This is a genomic window from Cloacibacterium sp. Arc13 (genome assembly GCF_041431305.1).
Classification (GTDB): Bacteria; Bacteroidota; Bacteroidia; order Flavobacteriales; family Weeksellaceae; genus Cloacibacterium; species Cloacibacterium caeni_B.
In genome coordinates, this window is record NZ_JASMRM010000020.1 from 20,824 (window position 1) to 37,150 (window position 16,327).

Sequence of the window (16,327 nt, forward strand, 5' to 3'; positions counted from 1 at the left end):
ATGAAAGTTGCTTTGGTCATTCATTCACTCGGAATTGGAGGAATGGAAAGGGTGATGGCACATCTCATTCAAGAATTTTCTACCTATGAAAAAGTAGAAGTACATGTAATATTAATTGGCAATAAAAGAGAAGTTAAATATAATTTACCAAACTCGGTCACGATTCATAAACCAGAATGGGAATTTAATAATGATAAACGTTTTTGGCACACCCTGAAGACAGTTGCTTTTATTAGAAAGAAACTAAAAGAAATAAATCCCAACACCGTATTAAGTTTTGGTGAAATGTGGAATAATTTACTTTTGATAGCTTCTTTGGGACTTCATTTTAATATTTACGTTTCAGACAGAAGTATTCCAGGGAAAAATCTAGGAAAACTTCAAAATTTATTGCGAAATAAACTTTACCCCTTAGCGAAAGGCTTTATCGCCCAAACAGAAAAATCTGAAAAAATAGCCAAAAAATACAAATGGAATAATAATATTCAAGTGATAGGAAATCCTGTTCCTGCGTTTACTTTTTCTACCAATAACCTTAGAAAGCAAAATGTGCTAATGGTAAGTCGTTTAATTAAGACTAAAAAAGTAGACCGCTTGATAGACATGTTTGCTTCGGTAAATCAAACGAAGTCTTGGAAACTTATAGTGGTAGGAGGAAATGCAAAAAAAATGAATCTCCTAGAAGAATACAGACAAGAGGTACAAGATAAAAAATTAGAAAATGAAGTCTATTTAGTGGGCGAACAAAACAATGTACATACTTTTTATGCAGAAGCAGCAATTTTTGCCTTTACTTCTGTTTCCGAAGGTTTTCCCAATGCATTGGCAGAAGCCATGTCAGCAGGCTGTGCTTGTATAGCGTATGATTGTATGGCAGGTCCTTCTGACATGATTGATGATGGAGTAAATGGATTTTTAATTCAAGAAAATGATGAAAAGAGTTTTACTGAAAAATTAAATAAATTAATGCAAGATGCTAGTCTTCGCGAACAATTCGGTTGGGCAGCTAAAGAAAAAATGAAAACTTTTGAAGGAAAAGCAATCGCAAAAAAATTCTACCGCTTCATCACTCAGCATTCTGCATCGAACTAGAAGAAGTTTTACTTAACTAATGAAGAAATGAAAATAATTATTAATACGGCACATCAGCGTTTTGGAGGAGCTGTACAAGTAGCACTTTCTTTTATTAATGAATGCAAACAGTTTCCCGAGCACGAATACCACATTTGGGTAGGACAAGGAGTAGGAAAAGCTTTAGATAAATCTAGTTTCCCCAATAATTTTTACTTCTATGATTTTGATTTTGGTATAATTGGATTAAAAAAAGTAAAAGAAATACAGCATACACTAAGACCTCTGGAAGAGAAGATTAATCCAGATGTTTTAATTTCTAGTACTGGGCCTACTTATTATAAGTCAAAAGCTCCTCAAATTATAGGTTTTAATTTACCGTTATATATCTACCCCGAGTCTCCTTTTGTAAAGAACTTAAGTTTAAAAAGCAAATTAAAACTAATAATCAAAAAGAAATTACATTATTATTATTTCAAAAGAGATGCTACTGCGTATGTAGTGCAAACAGATGATGTAAATAATAGAGTGAGAAAAGCATTAAAAACAGATAAGGTACATACAGTTACGAATAACCACAGTGCTTTTTATCTAGACCATAATTTACAGTTTGAAAATAAATTACCTCCAAAAGAAAAAGGAGAGTTTCGCTTTTTAACGCTTACTTCTTATTATAAGCATAAAAACTTAGACCTCATTGTAAAAATAAATGAGTTACTCCATTCAAAAGGCTTTAACAATGTGAAGTTTATTTTAACATTGAAAGAAGAAGAGCAAATGAAACATCATTTACATGGCGAAGGAATTATAAATGTGGGACCACTGAAACCCCAAGAATGCCCAAGCGTATATAGAGAATGTGATGCGATGTTTTTACCCACCTTAGCCGAATGTTTCTCCGCTTCTTATCCAGAAGCAATGATTATGGAAAAGCCTATTATTACGACTAATTTAGGTTTTGCAACGAGTATTTGTGGAAATGCGGCACTCTATTTCAAACCATTATCGGCAGAAGATGCTTGTGAAAAAATAATTGCTTTAATCCAAAGCGAAAACTTGCGCAAGGAATTGATTGAAGAGGGAAAAAAAGAAGTGAAAAAATTTGATACTCCAAAAGAAAGAGCTAGAAAATATTTGGAAATCTGTGCTCATTACGCAAATGAGAAAAAATAGTTTAATATAACCAAATGACGAACATGAATATCAAGCAAAAAGTAGCGCACAACCTTAAAAATATGATTGGTTGTTCGGTTAAAAAGAAATACTTAATAATAGAAAGTGACGATTGGGGAAGTATTCGTATGCCTTCATTAGAGGCTTTAGAAAGACTAAAAGCAAAAGGAGTTTCCTTAGAAAAAGGAGACAGTAAACGATATAATAATACGGATACGCTCGCATCAAAAGAAGATTTTGAACAGCTGTTTAATACTTTAATAGAATTCAAAGACCAATTAGGAAATCACCCAGTTTTTACAGCAATGAGTGTGGTGGCAAATCCTGATTTTCAAAAAATAAAAGAAAGTAATTTTCAGAAATTCTATCATGAGCCTTTTACCAAAACGCTAGAGCGTTATGGGAGAGCAGACGCATTTCAAATGTGGCAAAAAGGGGTAGAAGAAAAACTTTTTCACCCAGAATTTCATGGAAGAGAACATTTAAATGCTGGAGCATGGATGAGACAGTTACAAGCAAATGATGAACATACACATTGGGCTTTCGAAGAGGGATGCTGGGCTTTTAATAATAAACTAGCCGTGAATTATCAAGCAGCTTTTAATCTAGAAAAAGCAAGCGACTTAGAGCTACAAAGAGAAATTTTAAGTTCTGGGCTAGATCTTTTTGAAGAAATTCATGGCTACAAAGCGAGATTTTTAGTTCCCCCAAATGGGTTTTTTAATAATCAATTAGTAGAAATTGCAGCTGGAAAAGGAGTAGACTATATGGGAATTTCTAAATTTCAAATAGAACCACTGGGAGACGGGAAGTACAAGAAAAATTTTCATTGGATTGGTAAAAAGAATAAATACTTACAAACATATTTAACCAGAAATGCCTTTTTTGAACCTAATGCTCCTGGAAAAGATTGGCATAGTGACTGCTTAAACGAAATTCATTATGCGTTTAAATGGAATAAACCGGCTGTTATTAGCTCGCACAGAACTAATTTTATTGGAAGTTTAAATGCTAAAAATAGAGAAGAAAGTTTAATGGCTTTAAAAAAATTGTTAAAAGAAGTGCTTAAACGCTGGCCAGATGTCCGTTTTATTACTTCTACTCAACTAGGTGATATCATTACAGGGAAAACCCAAGAAAAATAATGAAATCTAAAAAGATTTACATTGCAGGTCATAAAGGAATGGTAGGCTCTGCAGTTTGGAGGGCACTAGAAGCTAGAGGTTATAAAAACGTATTGGGATGTTCAAAACAAGATCTTGATTTGAGAAACCAACACCAAGTGAATCATTTTTTTCAAGAGGAACAACCCGAAATCGTAATAGATGCAGCAGCATTAGTAGGCGGGATAATGGCGAATAAGGATAATCCATATCCTTTCATTATGGATAATTTACAAATCCAAATGAACCTAATGGATGCTGCACACCAAAATAAAGTAGAGAAATTTATTTTTTTAGGATCTTCTTGTATTTATCCTAAAGAGGCTCCTCAACCCTTAAAAGAAGAGTATTTGCTTACAGCTCCCTTAGAACCTACCAATGAGTGGTACGCAATTGCTAAAATTGCAGGAGTAAAAACAGTAGAAGCGATAAGGAAACAATACAAAAAAGACTTTGTGAGCTTAATGCCCACAAACTTGTATGGGATAAGAGATAATTTTGATTTGCAAACCTCTCATGTATTACCTGCCATGATTCGGAAATTTCATGAGGCTAAAGAAAAGTCAGAAAAAACAGGCATAAATGAACCCGTAGAATTGTGGGGAACAGGAAATCCTAAAAGAGAATTTTTATTTGTAGATGATTTGGCAGAAGCTATAATTTTTGTTATGGAAAATAAACTCGAAGAGAGTTTATACAATGTAGGATCTGGGGAAGATTTATCTTTAAAAGAAGTTGCTTTACGGGTACAAAAAATAATAGGACATCAAGGAGAAATTATTTGGGATACTTCCAAACCAGATGGAACCCCAAGAAAGGTAATGGAGGTGAGTAAATTAAAAAATCTAGGTTGGTCTCCAAAAATAAGCTTGGAACAAGGAATTGAAGAAACATATCAGTGGTTTCTTGAAAACAGAGAAGAAATAAGAGAAATGAAACTTTAGAATAAATGAAGCAATAGAATGGCAAATTTCAAAAAAAAATGAATGTGGCGCTATTAGCAATTTAAGGAATCAGATGATTATTTTTTTTAAAAATAAATTTCTAGTGGCTCAAAATAGTGAGTAGAATAATAAAGAGATGATAAACAAGACTAAAGAGTAAAATAATCATTCAAATAAATAAAAAAATATTTATTAAATATGAAGATAATATGAATTAAATTTCAAAAAAATCAAGAATTAATTAACGAATGTTAAAGCTAAATTCTTTCAAATTTTATAAATTTGTATCCAATTAATGAATAAAAAATAATAGTTAAAAATAACAATATGAAAAATGCACTAGTTTTAGGTGGTGGTGGTTTTATAGGCGGTCATCTAGCTAAAAGATTAAAAGAAGAGGGGTTTTATGTGAAAATTGTAGACATTAAGCCAAATCACGAATTTTGGGATCACAATCTAATTTGTAATGAATATGTACAAGGGGATTTAAGAGATCCAAGAATTGTAGAAAAAGCTTTTGAAGGTAGAGTTTACGATGAGGTTTATCAATTAGCTGCTGATATGGGAGGAGCAGGATATATTTTTACAGGAGATAATGATGCAAATGTTATGCATAACTCGGCGCTCATTAACCTAAATGTAGTACATGAATGTGCAAAAAATAACGTAGGAAGAGTATTCTATTCTTCATCTGCTTGTATGTATCCAGAGCATAATCAGCAAGATCCTAATAATCCAAACTGTGAAGAAAGTTCTGCTTACCCTGCAAATCCGGATTCTGAATATGGTTGGGAAAAACTTTTTTCAGAACGTCTTTATTTAGCTTTCAATAGAAACTATAAGTTAAACGTAAGAGTAGCAAGATTCCATAATATTTTCGGTGAGTTTGGAACATGGGTGGGTGGTAAAGAAAAGGCACCAGCAGCAATGTGTAGAAAAGCTGCAGAAACAGAAGATGGTGGCACAATAGAAGTTTGGGGAGATGGACAGCAAACGCGTTCTTTCTTGCATGTAAATGAATGTGTAGAAGCAGTACTTAGATTGATGAGACAAGATGATTTCTTAGGGCCTGTAAACATCGGTTCAGAAGAAATGGTAACCATCAATCAATTGGCAGAAATGGCAATTAAACTGTCTGGTAAAAACATTAAAATTCACAATATCGGAGGACAAGAATTCAAAGATAAATACGGATTCTCTTGCCCAGTGGGAGTAAAAGGACGTAATAGTGATAATAAATTATACAGAGAAAAAATCGGTTGGGACGTAAGCATCCCATTAATCGAAGGAATGAAAACAACCTTTGATTGGATTAATGAGCAAGTAAAACTTCAAAAAAATAATGGCTAAAAATAAAACAGTAGTCATTCTAGATCAAGCATCTGGCTATCTTCAAATAGATATGCTGGATGCTTTATCTACAAAATATGATAAGTGCGTAATCATTGCGGGTACAATTGTAGAAAGAGAAACGAAACTCTCTGAGAAATACAAGTGGCATAAAATTACGAAATACAATAAATCTACGGCATTCAAAAGAATTTACACTTGGCTCGCAGCTACCATTCAGATGTTTTTTATTGTATTATGGAAGTACAGAAACGCTAGAATAATCGCGATTACTAATCCGCCAAGTGCACCTTTGGTTCCTTACCTCTTAAGAGCAAATTATGATATATTAGTTTATGATTTGTATCCAGATGCATTGGTAAATTTTAATTATATTACCAAAGACGGTTGGGCAAATAAAGTGTTTACCCATTTTACCAAAAAAATGTTTAAAAAGGCAAATACGCTTTACACCTTAACACCAGAATTAGCCAAAGAAACTTCTAAATATGCAGAGGGAAAAGAAATAAAAATAGTACCGATATGGACCAATAATGAATTTTTCCCTCAGATTGATAGAAATGAAAATCTAATTTTCAAAAAATTAGGAATCGCAAAAGATACCTTTGTAATTTGTTACTCAGGAAATTTAGGAAAAACACACCCTATTGAAAAATTAGTTGACCTAGCGCATGCATTTAAGAATGAGCCTGATTTTTATTTTCTCGTGATTGGAGGAGGTCATAAATACGAACTGATTCATAAATTGATTGAAGAGCAAAAATTAACCAATATTCAATTATTGCCTTGGCAACCTATTGAACTACTCCCGCACAACATGCAGGTAGGAAATCTAAACGTGGTAACGCTAGATGAAGGAGCAGCAGATTTAAGTATACCGAGTAAAACGTTTAATTTATTGTCAGTAGGGAAGCCCATTTTAGCCATTTGTTCTAAAAGGTCTGCACTGGCAAATTTGTTAGAAAGAAGCAATTGTGGGCGCGCATTTGAAGCCAACGAAGTAAATGAAATTAAAAGTTTTATTTATCAGCTTCAAAATGAACCAGAGACTTATAAAGCATACAGCGAAAATGCAAAAAAAGCTTCTAATAATTTTACAAAAGAAAACGCAATGCAATTTTTATAATGTATAAGAAAGGCTTTAAAAGACTAATAGATGTAACAGCTGCAGTGCTGGTTTTAATATTTTTTTCACCCCTATTTATAGGGGTTTACCTATTATTGATACTGAGTCAGAATTCAGCATTCTTTACACAGGATAGACCAGGGAAAAACGGGAAAGTTTTTAAATTAATTAAATTTAAAACCATGAGTGACAAGCGAGATGCACAAGGAAATTTATTACCAGACGCAGAACGCTTAACCAAAGTGGGGAAATGGGTAAGAAGTACTTCATTAGATGAACTGCCACAATTGATTAATGTATTAAAAGGAGATATGAGCCTAATAGGACCTCGTCCCTTATTAATTAAATATTTACCTTTGTATTCAGAAACCCAAAAACGCAGACATGAAGTAAAACCTGGAATAACAGGATGGGCACAAGTAAATGGAAGAAACGCCATTTCATGGAACAAAAAATTTGAATATGATGTATGGTATGTAGACCATTTAAGTTTTTTATTGGATTGCAAAATCGTATGGAGAACGATAAAAAAAGTCATCATAAGAGAGGGAATCTCAAGTGATACAAGCGTAACAATGGAACCTTTTAAAGGAAATAACTAAATAAAACATAAAATTATGGAAGCAGAATTTTTAGAAATGATAACAGAAGTATTAGAAATTGAAGACAGAGAGATTCAATTATCAGATGCTTTCAGAGACTATGATGAGTGGGACTCATTAGCTAGATTAACTTTAATCGCCGAAATAGACGATAAGTATAACATGGTAATCGAAGAAGAAGCATTTAAAAATGCAATCACTTTAGGAGATTTACTTAACGAAATTATAAAAAGAACGCAGGCTTAATCCATTTTTATGGCAGATTTATCTTTTAAAAACGTTGGGATTACGGGTTTAGCAGCAGCAGTACCAAAGAATACTATTGATAATTACAATTACACCCAATTTTTTAATAAAGAAGATGTAAAAGATATAGTAGACAAAGTAGGGATTAAAGAACGCAGATTTGCCCCAGAAGGAATGTGCGCATCAGACTTATGCTTCGCAGCTGCAGAGAAATTAATTTCGGATATGAATATAGACAAATCAGAAATTGATTTGCTAATCTTTATCTCTCAAACTCCTGACTACAGAATGCCCGCAACATCTATTCTCTTACAGAACCGTTTGGGGCTTGGAAAACATACAGCAGCATTTGACATCAGTTTAGGTTGTTCAGCTTTTGTGTATGGACTATCAGTTGTCTATGGCTTAATGCAATCGGGAGGCTTTAGAAAAGCACTTTTATTAGATGGTGAGACCCGTTCTAGAATATATTCTCCTAAAGATAGAAAAACAGCCTTTTTATTCGGAGATGGAGGAATTGCAGCCATCATAGAAAGAGATGAAAAATTTGGAGAAAGTTTTTTCTCACTCAATTCTAATGGTGCTCTTTCAGACTTAATTAAAATGGATGCAGGGGGCTATAGAAATCCTAGTTCACCAGACACATTAACAGAAAAAGTGGTAGATGAGTATGGCAACATAAGAACAGATGAACATGGGTACATGAATGGAGCTGAGGTGTTTAATTTTGTATTGAGCGAAATTCCAAAAAATTTCAAATCGGTACTCGAGAAATCAGGAAATACCAATGATACAATAGACTTTAATTTGTTTCATCAAGCCAATGACTATATGAATGCTTATTTAGCCAAAAAATTAAAGTTAGAGAAAGAAAAAGTGCCTTCATGTATTGAAAGTTTCGGAAATACATCTTCTGTTTCTATACCTTTAACTATAGCATCTCAATTGCAGAATAAGCTTCAAGGCAATAAAAAATTAATGTTATGCGGTTTTGGAGTGGGGATGTCTTGGGCTACCGCTCAAATTAATGTGCAAGATTGTTTTATCAGTAACTTAGTAGAATTAGAATGAGTATAAACCCTTTTACCCTATTAAATAAAACCATCGTGGTTACGGGAGCATCTTCTGGGATTGGAAGACAATGCGCTATTACCCTAAACCAAATGGGAGCTTTTGTAATTTTATTGGGGCGATCAGAGGAAAGATTGTTAGAAACAGTAGGGAATTTCGAGAACGAAAATTACCAAATCCTAGTGGCGGATGTTACAGATTATGAGCAAACTGCTGAAAAGTTAGAAGATGCTCTTAAAACGGTAGGGAAAGTAGACGGAATTGTTCATGCAGCGGGAATTTCTACTACATTGCCACTTCGTAACATTACGCCAGAAAAATTACAACCTTTTTTTGAAACCAATGTTTTTGCTCCTATTGCCATCACTAAGCTTCTTACTAAATTAAAATATGCCAATCCAGATGGGATGAGCATTGTGTTTTTAGCCTCAGTAATGGGAATGGTAGGGGAATTAGGGAAAACAACTTATAGTTTAACGAAAGGGGCTCTCGTTTCAGGAACAAAATCTTTAGCTTTAGAATTAGCATCAAAAAAAATAAGAGTAAATTGCGTAGCTCCAGGAGTTGTAGTAACTCCTATGAGTTCTAATGCTGTCTATGCTCAAGATTCTTCAGCTTATGAAAAAATAAAAAGTTATCATCCGTTAGGACTTGGTAAGCCAGAAGATGTAGCCAACGCTTGCGCTTTCTTGTTATCAGACGGGGCATGTTGGATTACAGGGACTACATTAGTGATAGACGGAGGATATACAGCAAGATAATTTAATATGAAAAAAGTAATAATCATTGGAGCAGGCGGACATTCCGCTGAAATCACAGACTATATCACCCATTATAATAATTCGGTAGCACCAGAACTCTGTTTTGATGTAGTAGGATATATTGATGATAACAAAGAAAGTTATAATAACTACAGTTTCTTAGGTCCTTACATAGGAACCATAAAAGACCATGAGGTATCCCAAGATGCAGAATACATTATGGGAATAGCCAATATACAATTTAGAAGAACAATTATTCAAAATTTCCTAGAGAAAGGTGCGAGATTTGCTACCCTCATTCATCCTACAGCAATAATTTCACCCTCTGCTACAGTAGGAGAAGGATGCTTGGTAGCTCACAACGCTTCGATTGGTGCAAAAGCAAGGGTTGGTAATTTCAATATGTTGAACTCTCGTTGTACTATAGGGCATGACTCTATTCTTGGAGAATTTAATTTTATTGGGCCTCAAGTGGTATTAAGTGGTTTTACAAAAGTAGGAAATAACAATATGTTTGGGGTGAATAGTGCTACAATTCCCACCATTGAAATCGGAGATAATAATACCATTGCAGCAGGGATGATTATCACAAAAACAGTAAAAGATAATGAAACTCACTTTTATCGTTTCAAAGAAAAAGTAGTGATAACTTAGCAAATAAATAGAGAATATAATTTATAAAATTAAAATGATAATTGATTGAAAAATCAAAAAATAAAAACAATAAAATGAAAATAACAGTTGTTGGTACAGGATATGTAGGTTTGTCTAATGCGATGCTATTAGCGCAAAATCATCAAGTGGTAGCATTGGATATAGTTCCAGAGAAAGTAGAACTTCTAAACAATAAAAAATCGCCCATTGAAGATAAAGAAATAACGGAATTTCTATCTACAAAAAATTTGAATTTTAAAGCAACTTTGGATAAAGAAGAAGCTTATAAAGATGCAGATTTTGTAATTATTGCTACTCCTACAGATTATGACCCACAAACCAATTATTTTAATACAAAAAGTGTAGAGAGCGTTCTTATAGAAATGAATCAATACAATCCAGACGCAGTAGGGGTAATAAAGTCTACGGTTCCAGTAGGATTTACGAAAAAGATAAAAGAAGATTTAGGAATAGAGAATGTAATGTTTTCTCCAGAATTTTTAAGAGAAGGTAGAGCGTTGTATGACAATTTATATCCTTCTCGCATTATTGTGGGAGAGAGAAGTGAGCGTGCAGAAGTTTTTGCAGGTTTATTGAAAGAAGGAGCCATCAAGAAAGATATTCCAGTGCTTTTTGCCGATTCTACAGAAGCAGAAGCGATAAAACTATTTTCAAATACCTATTTAGCATTACGTGTGGCTTATTTTAATGAATTAGACAGTTATGCTCAAGTTCATCATTTAGATAGCAAACAGATCATAGAAGGGGTAAGTTTAGACCCTCGTATCGGTTCGCATTACAATAATCCATCATTTGGATATGGAGGCTATTGCTTGCCTAAAGACACGAAACAACTATTGGCCAATTATGATGCAGTGCCTAATAATATTATCAAAGCCATTGTAGATGCCAATAGAACGCGTAAAGATTTTATAGCAGATTCTATCATAGAAAGAGCACCGAAAAAAGTAGGAGTATATCGCTTAATAATGAAGGCAGGTTCAGATAATTTCCGAGCATCTGCAATCCAAGGGGTGATGAAGAGAATAAAAGCTAAAGGAATTGAGGTAGTAGTATATGAACCCGTTCTCAAAGAAGAAACATTTTTTGGTTCAAAAGTCATGCACGATGTAGAAGCTTTTAAAAAAGAATGTGATGTTATCATCTCTAATAGAATGACATCAGAATTAGAAGACGTAGCGGCCAAAGTCTACACCCGCGATTTATTTGGTAATGATTAAAATTTATGTGCCAAGTAGATTAATATTTAAAATATATAGAACATTTTTTTGTAATCATTTTTTATTGCAAATAGTCAATTAAAACTCATTGTTAATAATGAGTAGAGTTAAATAAATAGATTTAATCCATGAAAACAATATTAATCACTGGAGGAGCCGGATTTATTGGTTCTCATGTCGTTCGCGAATTCGTTTTAAAATATCCAGCATATAAAATTATCAATCTAGATGCTTTAACCTACGCAGGAAATCTAGAAAATTTAAAAGATATCGAAGATTTACCCAACTATCATTTCATAAAAGCAGATATTGTAGATGCAAAACAAGTATTAGATATTTTCGAAAAACATCAGCCAGAGGGAGTAATTCATCTTGCTGCAGAATCACATGTAGACCGTTCTATTACCAATCCCTTAGAATTTGTAATGACTAATGTAATCGGGACGGTTAATTTATTAAATGCAGCAAAACACATCTGGAAAGACAATTACGAAGGAAAACGTTTCCATCATGTGTCTACAGATGAGGTATTTGGTGCGCTAGGAGATGAAGGTTTTTTTACAGAGACCACTAAGTATGACCCACATTCTCCTTACTCTGCTTCCAAAGCATCATCAGACCATTTTGTAAGAGCTTATCATGATACGTATGGCTTACCTATAGTCTTAACCAATTGCTCTAACAATTATGGACCCAACCATTTTCCAGAAAAATTGATTCCACTATGCATTCATAATATTCTAAATAATAAACCATTACCTATATATGGAGATGGTAAGTATACTCGAGATTGGTTATTTGTTATAGACCACGCCAAAGCTATTGATTTGGTTTTCCACGAAGGTAAAAATGGAGACTCGTATAATGTAGGAGGATTTAATGAATGGAAAAACATAGATTTAGTAAAAGAGTTGTGTAAACAAATGGATGAAAAATTGGGAAGACCCACAGGTACGTCAGAACAGTTAGTTACATTTGTAAAAGATCGTCCAGGTCATGATTTGCGTTATGCTATTGATGCCACTAAAATGAATAAAGAATTAGGCTGGAAACCTTCTGTAACTTTCGAAGAAGGTTTATCAATAACCATAGACTGGTTTTTAGCCAATCAGAAATGGTTAGATAACGTAACTTCTGGAGATTATCAAAACTATTACAATAATCAATACAGTCACTAATATGAATGCTATAGAAACAAAACTGAAAGGATGTTTTATTTTAGAGCCAGTGATAATTACGGATGAAAGAGGTTATTTTTCGAAGCATTTAATGATAAAAAACTTGATGAGATTTTAGGCTTTGACCCTGAATTTGTTCAAGACAATCAGTCGAAATCTTCTTATGGAGTTATTCGTGGTCTGCATCTACAAAAAGGAGAATTTGCACAGGCGAAGTTAGTAAGAGTATTAGAAGGCACTGTTCTTGATGTAGCAGTAGATGTTCGTCCAGAAGCTGAGACTTTCGGACAATTGTAATGGTAGAATTATCTGCAGAAAATAAACGTCAGTTGTATGTGCCTCGCGGATTTTTGCATGGTTTCTCCGTAATTTCAGAATCAGCTACTTTTTTTTATAAATGTGATAATTACTATCATAAATTATCAGAAGAGGGGGTTCATCCATTAGATAAAACTATTGGAATAAATTGGCAAATTCCGGAAGAAAAAATGATACTCTCGCAAAAAGATAAAGAATTGCAATCTTTTGAAAATTTTAAAAGTAAACTGATATAAATATTCAAAAGATAAAAAAAATATAGTTTACACAGGCAAAATGGACAGTTAGGACAAGCCTTTTACGAAATTGGAGATGGGAAAAAGTTTAGAAAAAAACTAAAAATCATATTGAAAAATTAAAAAAAAATGAAAGGAATTATTTTAGCCGGAGGTTCTGGTACACGTTTGCATCCATTAACTTTAGCAGTGAGTAAACAATTAATGCCAGTTTATGATAAACCGATGATTTATTATCCATTATCAACACTAATGTTGGCTGGAATTAATGAGATTTTAATCATTTCTACTCCTCATGATCTGCCCCATTTCGAAAAATTACTCGGAGATGGCGCTCAGATAGGATGTAAGTTTTCTTATAAAGAACAGCCAAGTCCTGATGGATTGGCACAGGCATTTATTCTAGGAGAAGAATTTATTGGAGATGATAAAGTTGCCCTAATCCTAGGAGATAACATTTTTTATGGCTCTGGAATGTCTCAGCTATTACAAAATGCGGCACAGACTGAAGGAGGCGTAATATTTGCCTATCAAGTGGCAGACCCAGAAAGATATGGCGTGGTAGAATTTGATGAACAGAATAATGCAATTTCAATTGAAGAAAAACCACAAAACCCTAAATCTAATTTTGCTGTTCCAGGGCTATATTTCTATGATAATTCTGTAGTAGAAATTGCAAAAAATATCAAACCTTCTCCCCGTGGAGAATTAGAAATTACGGACATTAATGCAGAATATCTGAAACAAGGAAAACTGAAAGTAGGTGTCTTTGATAGAGGAACGGCATGGCTAGATACTGGTACCATTCAATCTCTTATGCAGGCAGCACAGTTTGTACAAGTGATTGAGGAGAGACAAGGTCTTAAAATAGGGGCAATAGAAGAAGTAGCTTATCGTATGGGCTACATCTCAAAAGAAGAATTAAAACAAATAGCAGCACCTTTACGTAAAAGCGGATATGGAGAATATTTGTTAAATTTATTTAAATAAATGATGAAAAAAATATAAATTAACTAATTCATTCTGAGGACGAAAAGAACTCAAAAAGCAAAAAAAGTAATTTTTTTCAATAAGAGTAAAAGCAGTAAGAATTTTCATTCACTTATTATGAGCTCTGTTTAATCTAAAATGTTTGTATACAGTTATATATAGGTTTTTCCTTGCTTTTAGCTCGATTTTAATGTGGATAAACACTTTTGATATTGAGTTATAGAATAGTTTAATGAATATTTTAAAAATAAGAACGGCTTAAACTAAAGAGAAGAATAATAGTGGGAGCCATTTTTTGGACAATTAAAATTTTAATAGAAATTAAATAGGATTTAGAGATTTAAATAAATGGAATTTAAAATAAAAAAAATTATATTGAAATCTTCTAACTCAAACACCTACTTAATACAAAGTGAGGTGGATGAAAAGAGATGCTATTTAATAGACGCGGGAAACGGTATAGAAGCGATAAATTCTTTACATCCTAATCAGAATATTGACGCCGTATTTTTAACACATGCACATTATGACCACATTGCGCATATTGGAGATGTAATAGAAAAATTTCCCAGTTGTAAAATATACTGTTCAGAGTATACTAGAATTGCGCTCTCAGATTATAAACTCAATTTATCTTTTTATCATGGTACTCCAGTCATCTTTACGGGTGAACAAATTAATATAGTAAAAGAGAATGATAACATTCCTCTTTTTAATCAGGAGAAAATGGTAATCTTAGAAACACCAGGCCATAATGAAGGTTGCCTTACTTTCCAATTAGGGAACTACTTTTTTACAGGAGATGCTTTAATTCCTAATATTCCCATTGTTACCAAATTAAAATCTGGAAACAAACAAAAAGCGAAAGAGTCTGCCTTAAAAATTAAAATGGCTACTGATGAAAACTCTATCATTTGCCCGGGACATCTCGATATAATAAAATCTACCGATATAAATTGGGAGGGTTATATCAATGGATAAAACTTAATTATTTGATAATTTCATAGATATGATTTATTCATTTAAATCGGTAATTACATTATAAATAAAATGAAAGATTGGCTTTTAACCGTATTTACCATTCATAATTTTTTTTTGTTATCAGGAGCATTATTGGTATATCAATATAGCAGAATTCGTAAAATATATTGGGGAATAACCTCGGTATTAGGAATACTTTGGTTAGCTACTTCTACATATTATTTACCTGCAAAATGGATGAAATATGAAGAAAATCGTCAAAAGAGAGTTTTGCCAGTCAATAATAAAGAAAAGGTTTATATTCATGTTTTCGGGGCAGGATATATTTTAGATAAACGCTTAAGTCCATCTCAGCAATTGTCTCCCACATCTCTTATTCGTTTGGTTGAAGCGGTTAGATTAATGAAGTGTTATCCCAATTCTATTTTAGTAACTTCGGGACACTCTAGTTATAGTATAAAATCTCAAGCAGAAGTGGCTAGAGATGCGGCTATTTCATTAGGAGTTCCTTCCAGTAAAATAAAAGTATTGACCACTCCAGATAATACTTTTACAGAAATTCAATCTTTTACTCAGAAAATAGGAAATAATGTTTCTGTAATTGCGGTTTCAGATGCTTTACATCTACCGAGGATTCATTTTTTATACAATCAATATCCTCAACTAAAAACGTATTATGCTCCTACTAATTACCAAATAAAAGAAGGTCAAAATGGGAATGTAAGATTAGGTTTTCCCAGTGTAAATTCCATAGAGATGGTAAACGAAATTATGAAAGAGAGATTGAAATTTGCAAAAGATAAAACAAAGGTGTATTTTCTGAAATAGACTTCTTATTAACTGCACCATCTGAAAAGATATTCCTATAATTCCAAGCATTTACATCCTTCCTCTATTCTCCGTTCTAAAATTTCCCCTTTCTTACTTTTAAGATTTTACAGTTTTATAACTTTCCAACTTTACCTTATATCCTTATATCTACAATCTCAAGTTTCCATTCTTAATTCTCTATTCTTGGTTCTTGGTTCTTGATTCTTGGCTCTTGATTCTTGGCTCTTGGCTCTCGCTTCTATATTCTCCATTTAGCATTCAATTTACAATTCGTTAATACAAATAACTATAAAACAAATTTGAAAATTATTTAGATTCAATAGCGTCCTAAATAAAAAAATAAGAAGGAATTAAAGTAACTCAAAGTATCTTTGAGGTTGTACAACAAAAA

The 16,327-nt window shown here is 33.0% G+C and carries 16 protein-coding genes and 1 pseudogene; all 17 read left to right on the forward strand.

Going from position 1 to position 16,327, the window contains the following annotated elements; all coding sequences use genetic code 11:
- The 17 genes and pseudogenes from QO190_RS12295 to QO190_RS12375 all read left to right on the forward strand — a co-directional run bounded on the left by QO190_RS12295 (position 1) and on the right by QO190_RS12375 (position 15,933).
- Positions 1 to 1,092 carry a glycosyltransferase gene (locus QO190_RS12295; RefSeq protein WP_371463496.1) on the forward strand — a complete coding sequence of 364 codons (1,092 nt, stop codon included), beginning with the start codon at positions 1 to 3 and terminating at the stop codon, positions 1,090 to 1,092.
- Positions 1,093 to 1,119: 27 nt separating this feature from the next.
- The gene (locus QO190_RS12300) at positions 1,120 to 2,244 is read left to right on the forward strand and encodes a glycosyltransferase family 4 protein (protein WP_371463494.1); all 1,125 of its coding nucleotides are present in this window, start codon (positions 1,120 to 1,122) and stop codon (positions 2,242 to 2,244) included.
- Between the two features lie 23 nt (positions 2,245 to 2,267).
- The gene (locus QO190_RS12305) at positions 2,268 to 3,389 is read left to right on the forward strand and encodes a polysaccharide (de)acetylase (RefSeq protein WP_371463492.1); all 1,122 of its coding nucleotides are present in this window, start codon (positions 2,268 to 2,270) and stop codon (positions 3,387 to 3,389) included.
- Complete coding sequence (locus QO190_RS12310; protein WP_371463534.1) at positions 3,386 to 4,351, forward strand: GDP-L-fucose synthase family protein; 966 nt, start codon at positions 3,386 to 3,388, stop codon at positions 4,349 to 4,351. Before QO190_RS12305 ends, QO190_RS12310 begins: the two co-directional genes overlap by 4 nt.
- Positions 4,352 to 4,678: 327 nt before the next feature.
- Complete coding sequence (locus tag QO190_RS12315; protein ID WP_371463490.1) at positions 4,679 to 5,701, forward strand: NAD-dependent epimerase/dehydratase family protein; 1,023 nt, start codon at positions 4,679 to 4,681, stop codon at positions 5,699 to 5,701.
- Positions 5,694 to 6,827, forward strand: a complete 1,134-nt coding sequence (locus QO190_RS12320) for a glycosyltransferase family 4 protein (protein WP_371463488.1) — start codon at positions 5,694 to 5,696, stop codon at positions 6,825 to 6,827. The genes QO190_RS12315 and QO190_RS12320 overlap by 8 nt, the downstream gene beginning before the upstream one ends.
- Positions 6,827 to 7,429, forward strand: a complete 603-nt coding sequence (locus QO190_RS12325) for a sugar transferase (RefSeq protein ID WP_371463486.1) — start codon at positions 6,827 to 6,829, stop codon at positions 7,427 to 7,429. The genes QO190_RS12320 and QO190_RS12325 overlap by 1 nt, the downstream gene beginning before the upstream one ends.
- A gap of 15 nt (positions 7,430 to 7,444) precedes the next feature.
- Positions 7,445 to 7,675 (forward strand): acyl carrier protein, encoded by a 231-nt coding sequence (locus QO190_RS12330; RefSeq protein ID WP_072781052.1) that lies wholly within the window; start codon positions 7,445 to 7,447, stop codon positions 7,673 to 7,675.
- A 9-nt stretch (positions 7,676 to 7,684) separates the two neighbouring features.
- Positions 7,685 to 8,746: a ketoacyl-ACP synthase III gene (locus tag QO190_RS12335; protein ID WP_371463483.1), complete on the forward strand. Its 1,062-nt coding sequence runs from the start codon at positions 7,685 to 7,687 to the stop codon at positions 8,744 to 8,746.
- The gene (locus tag QO190_RS12340; protein ID WP_185117747.1) at positions 8,743 to 9,507 is read left to right on the forward strand and encodes an SDR family NAD(P)-dependent oxidoreductase; all 765 of its coding nucleotides are present in this window, start codon (positions 8,743 to 8,745) and stop codon (positions 9,505 to 9,507) included. The genes QO190_RS12335 and QO190_RS12340 overlap by 4 nt, the downstream gene beginning before the upstream one ends.
- A 6-nt stretch (positions 9,508 to 9,513) precedes the next feature.
- Complete coding sequence (locus QO190_RS12345; protein ID WP_371463480.1) at positions 9,514 to 10,161, forward strand: acetyltransferase; 648 nt, start codon at positions 9,514 to 9,516, stop codon at positions 10,159 to 10,161.
- Between the two features lie 74 nt (positions 10,162 to 10,235).
- Entirely contained in the window at positions 10,236 to 11,402 is a 1,167-nt protein-coding gene (locus tag QO190_RS12350) for a nucleotide sugar dehydrogenase (protein ID WP_371463478.1), read from the forward strand.
- 128 nt (positions 11,403 to 11,530) lie between these two features.
- Positions 11,531 to 12,580: a dTDP-glucose 4,6-dehydratase gene (gene rfbB / locus QO190_RS12355; RefSeq protein ID WP_371463476.1), complete on the forward strand. Its 1,050-nt coding sequence runs from the start codon at positions 11,531 to 11,533 to the stop codon at positions 12,578 to 12,580.
- A 1-nt stretch (position 12,581) separates the two neighbouring features.
- A pseudogene (rfbC, locus tag QO190_RS12360) lies at positions 12,582 to 13,134 on the forward strand (dTDP-4-dehydrorhamnose 3,5-epimerase).
- A gap of 129 nt (positions 13,135 to 13,263) precedes the next feature.
- On the forward strand, positions 13,264 to 14,124 hold the full coding sequence (gene rfbA / locus QO190_RS12365; protein WP_371463474.1) for a glucose-1-phosphate thymidylyltransferase RfbA: 861 nt from the start codon (positions 13,264 to 13,266) through the stop codon (positions 14,122 to 14,124).
- 348 nt (positions 14,125 to 14,472) lie between these two features.
- Positions 14,473 to 15,105 carry an MBL fold metallo-hydrolase gene (locus QO190_RS12370; protein ID WP_371463472.1) on the forward strand — a complete coding sequence of 211 codons (633 nt, stop codon included), beginning with the start codon at positions 14,473 to 14,475 and terminating at the stop codon, positions 15,103 to 15,105.
- 69 nt (positions 15,106 to 15,174) lie between these two features.
- Positions 15,175 to 15,933, forward strand: coding sequence for a YdcF family protein (locus QO190_RS12375; protein ID WP_371463470.1), 759 nt, complete (start codon positions 15,175 to 15,177; stop codon positions 15,931 to 15,933).
- The last annotated feature ends 394 nt before the right edge of the window (positions 15,934 to 16,327 follow it).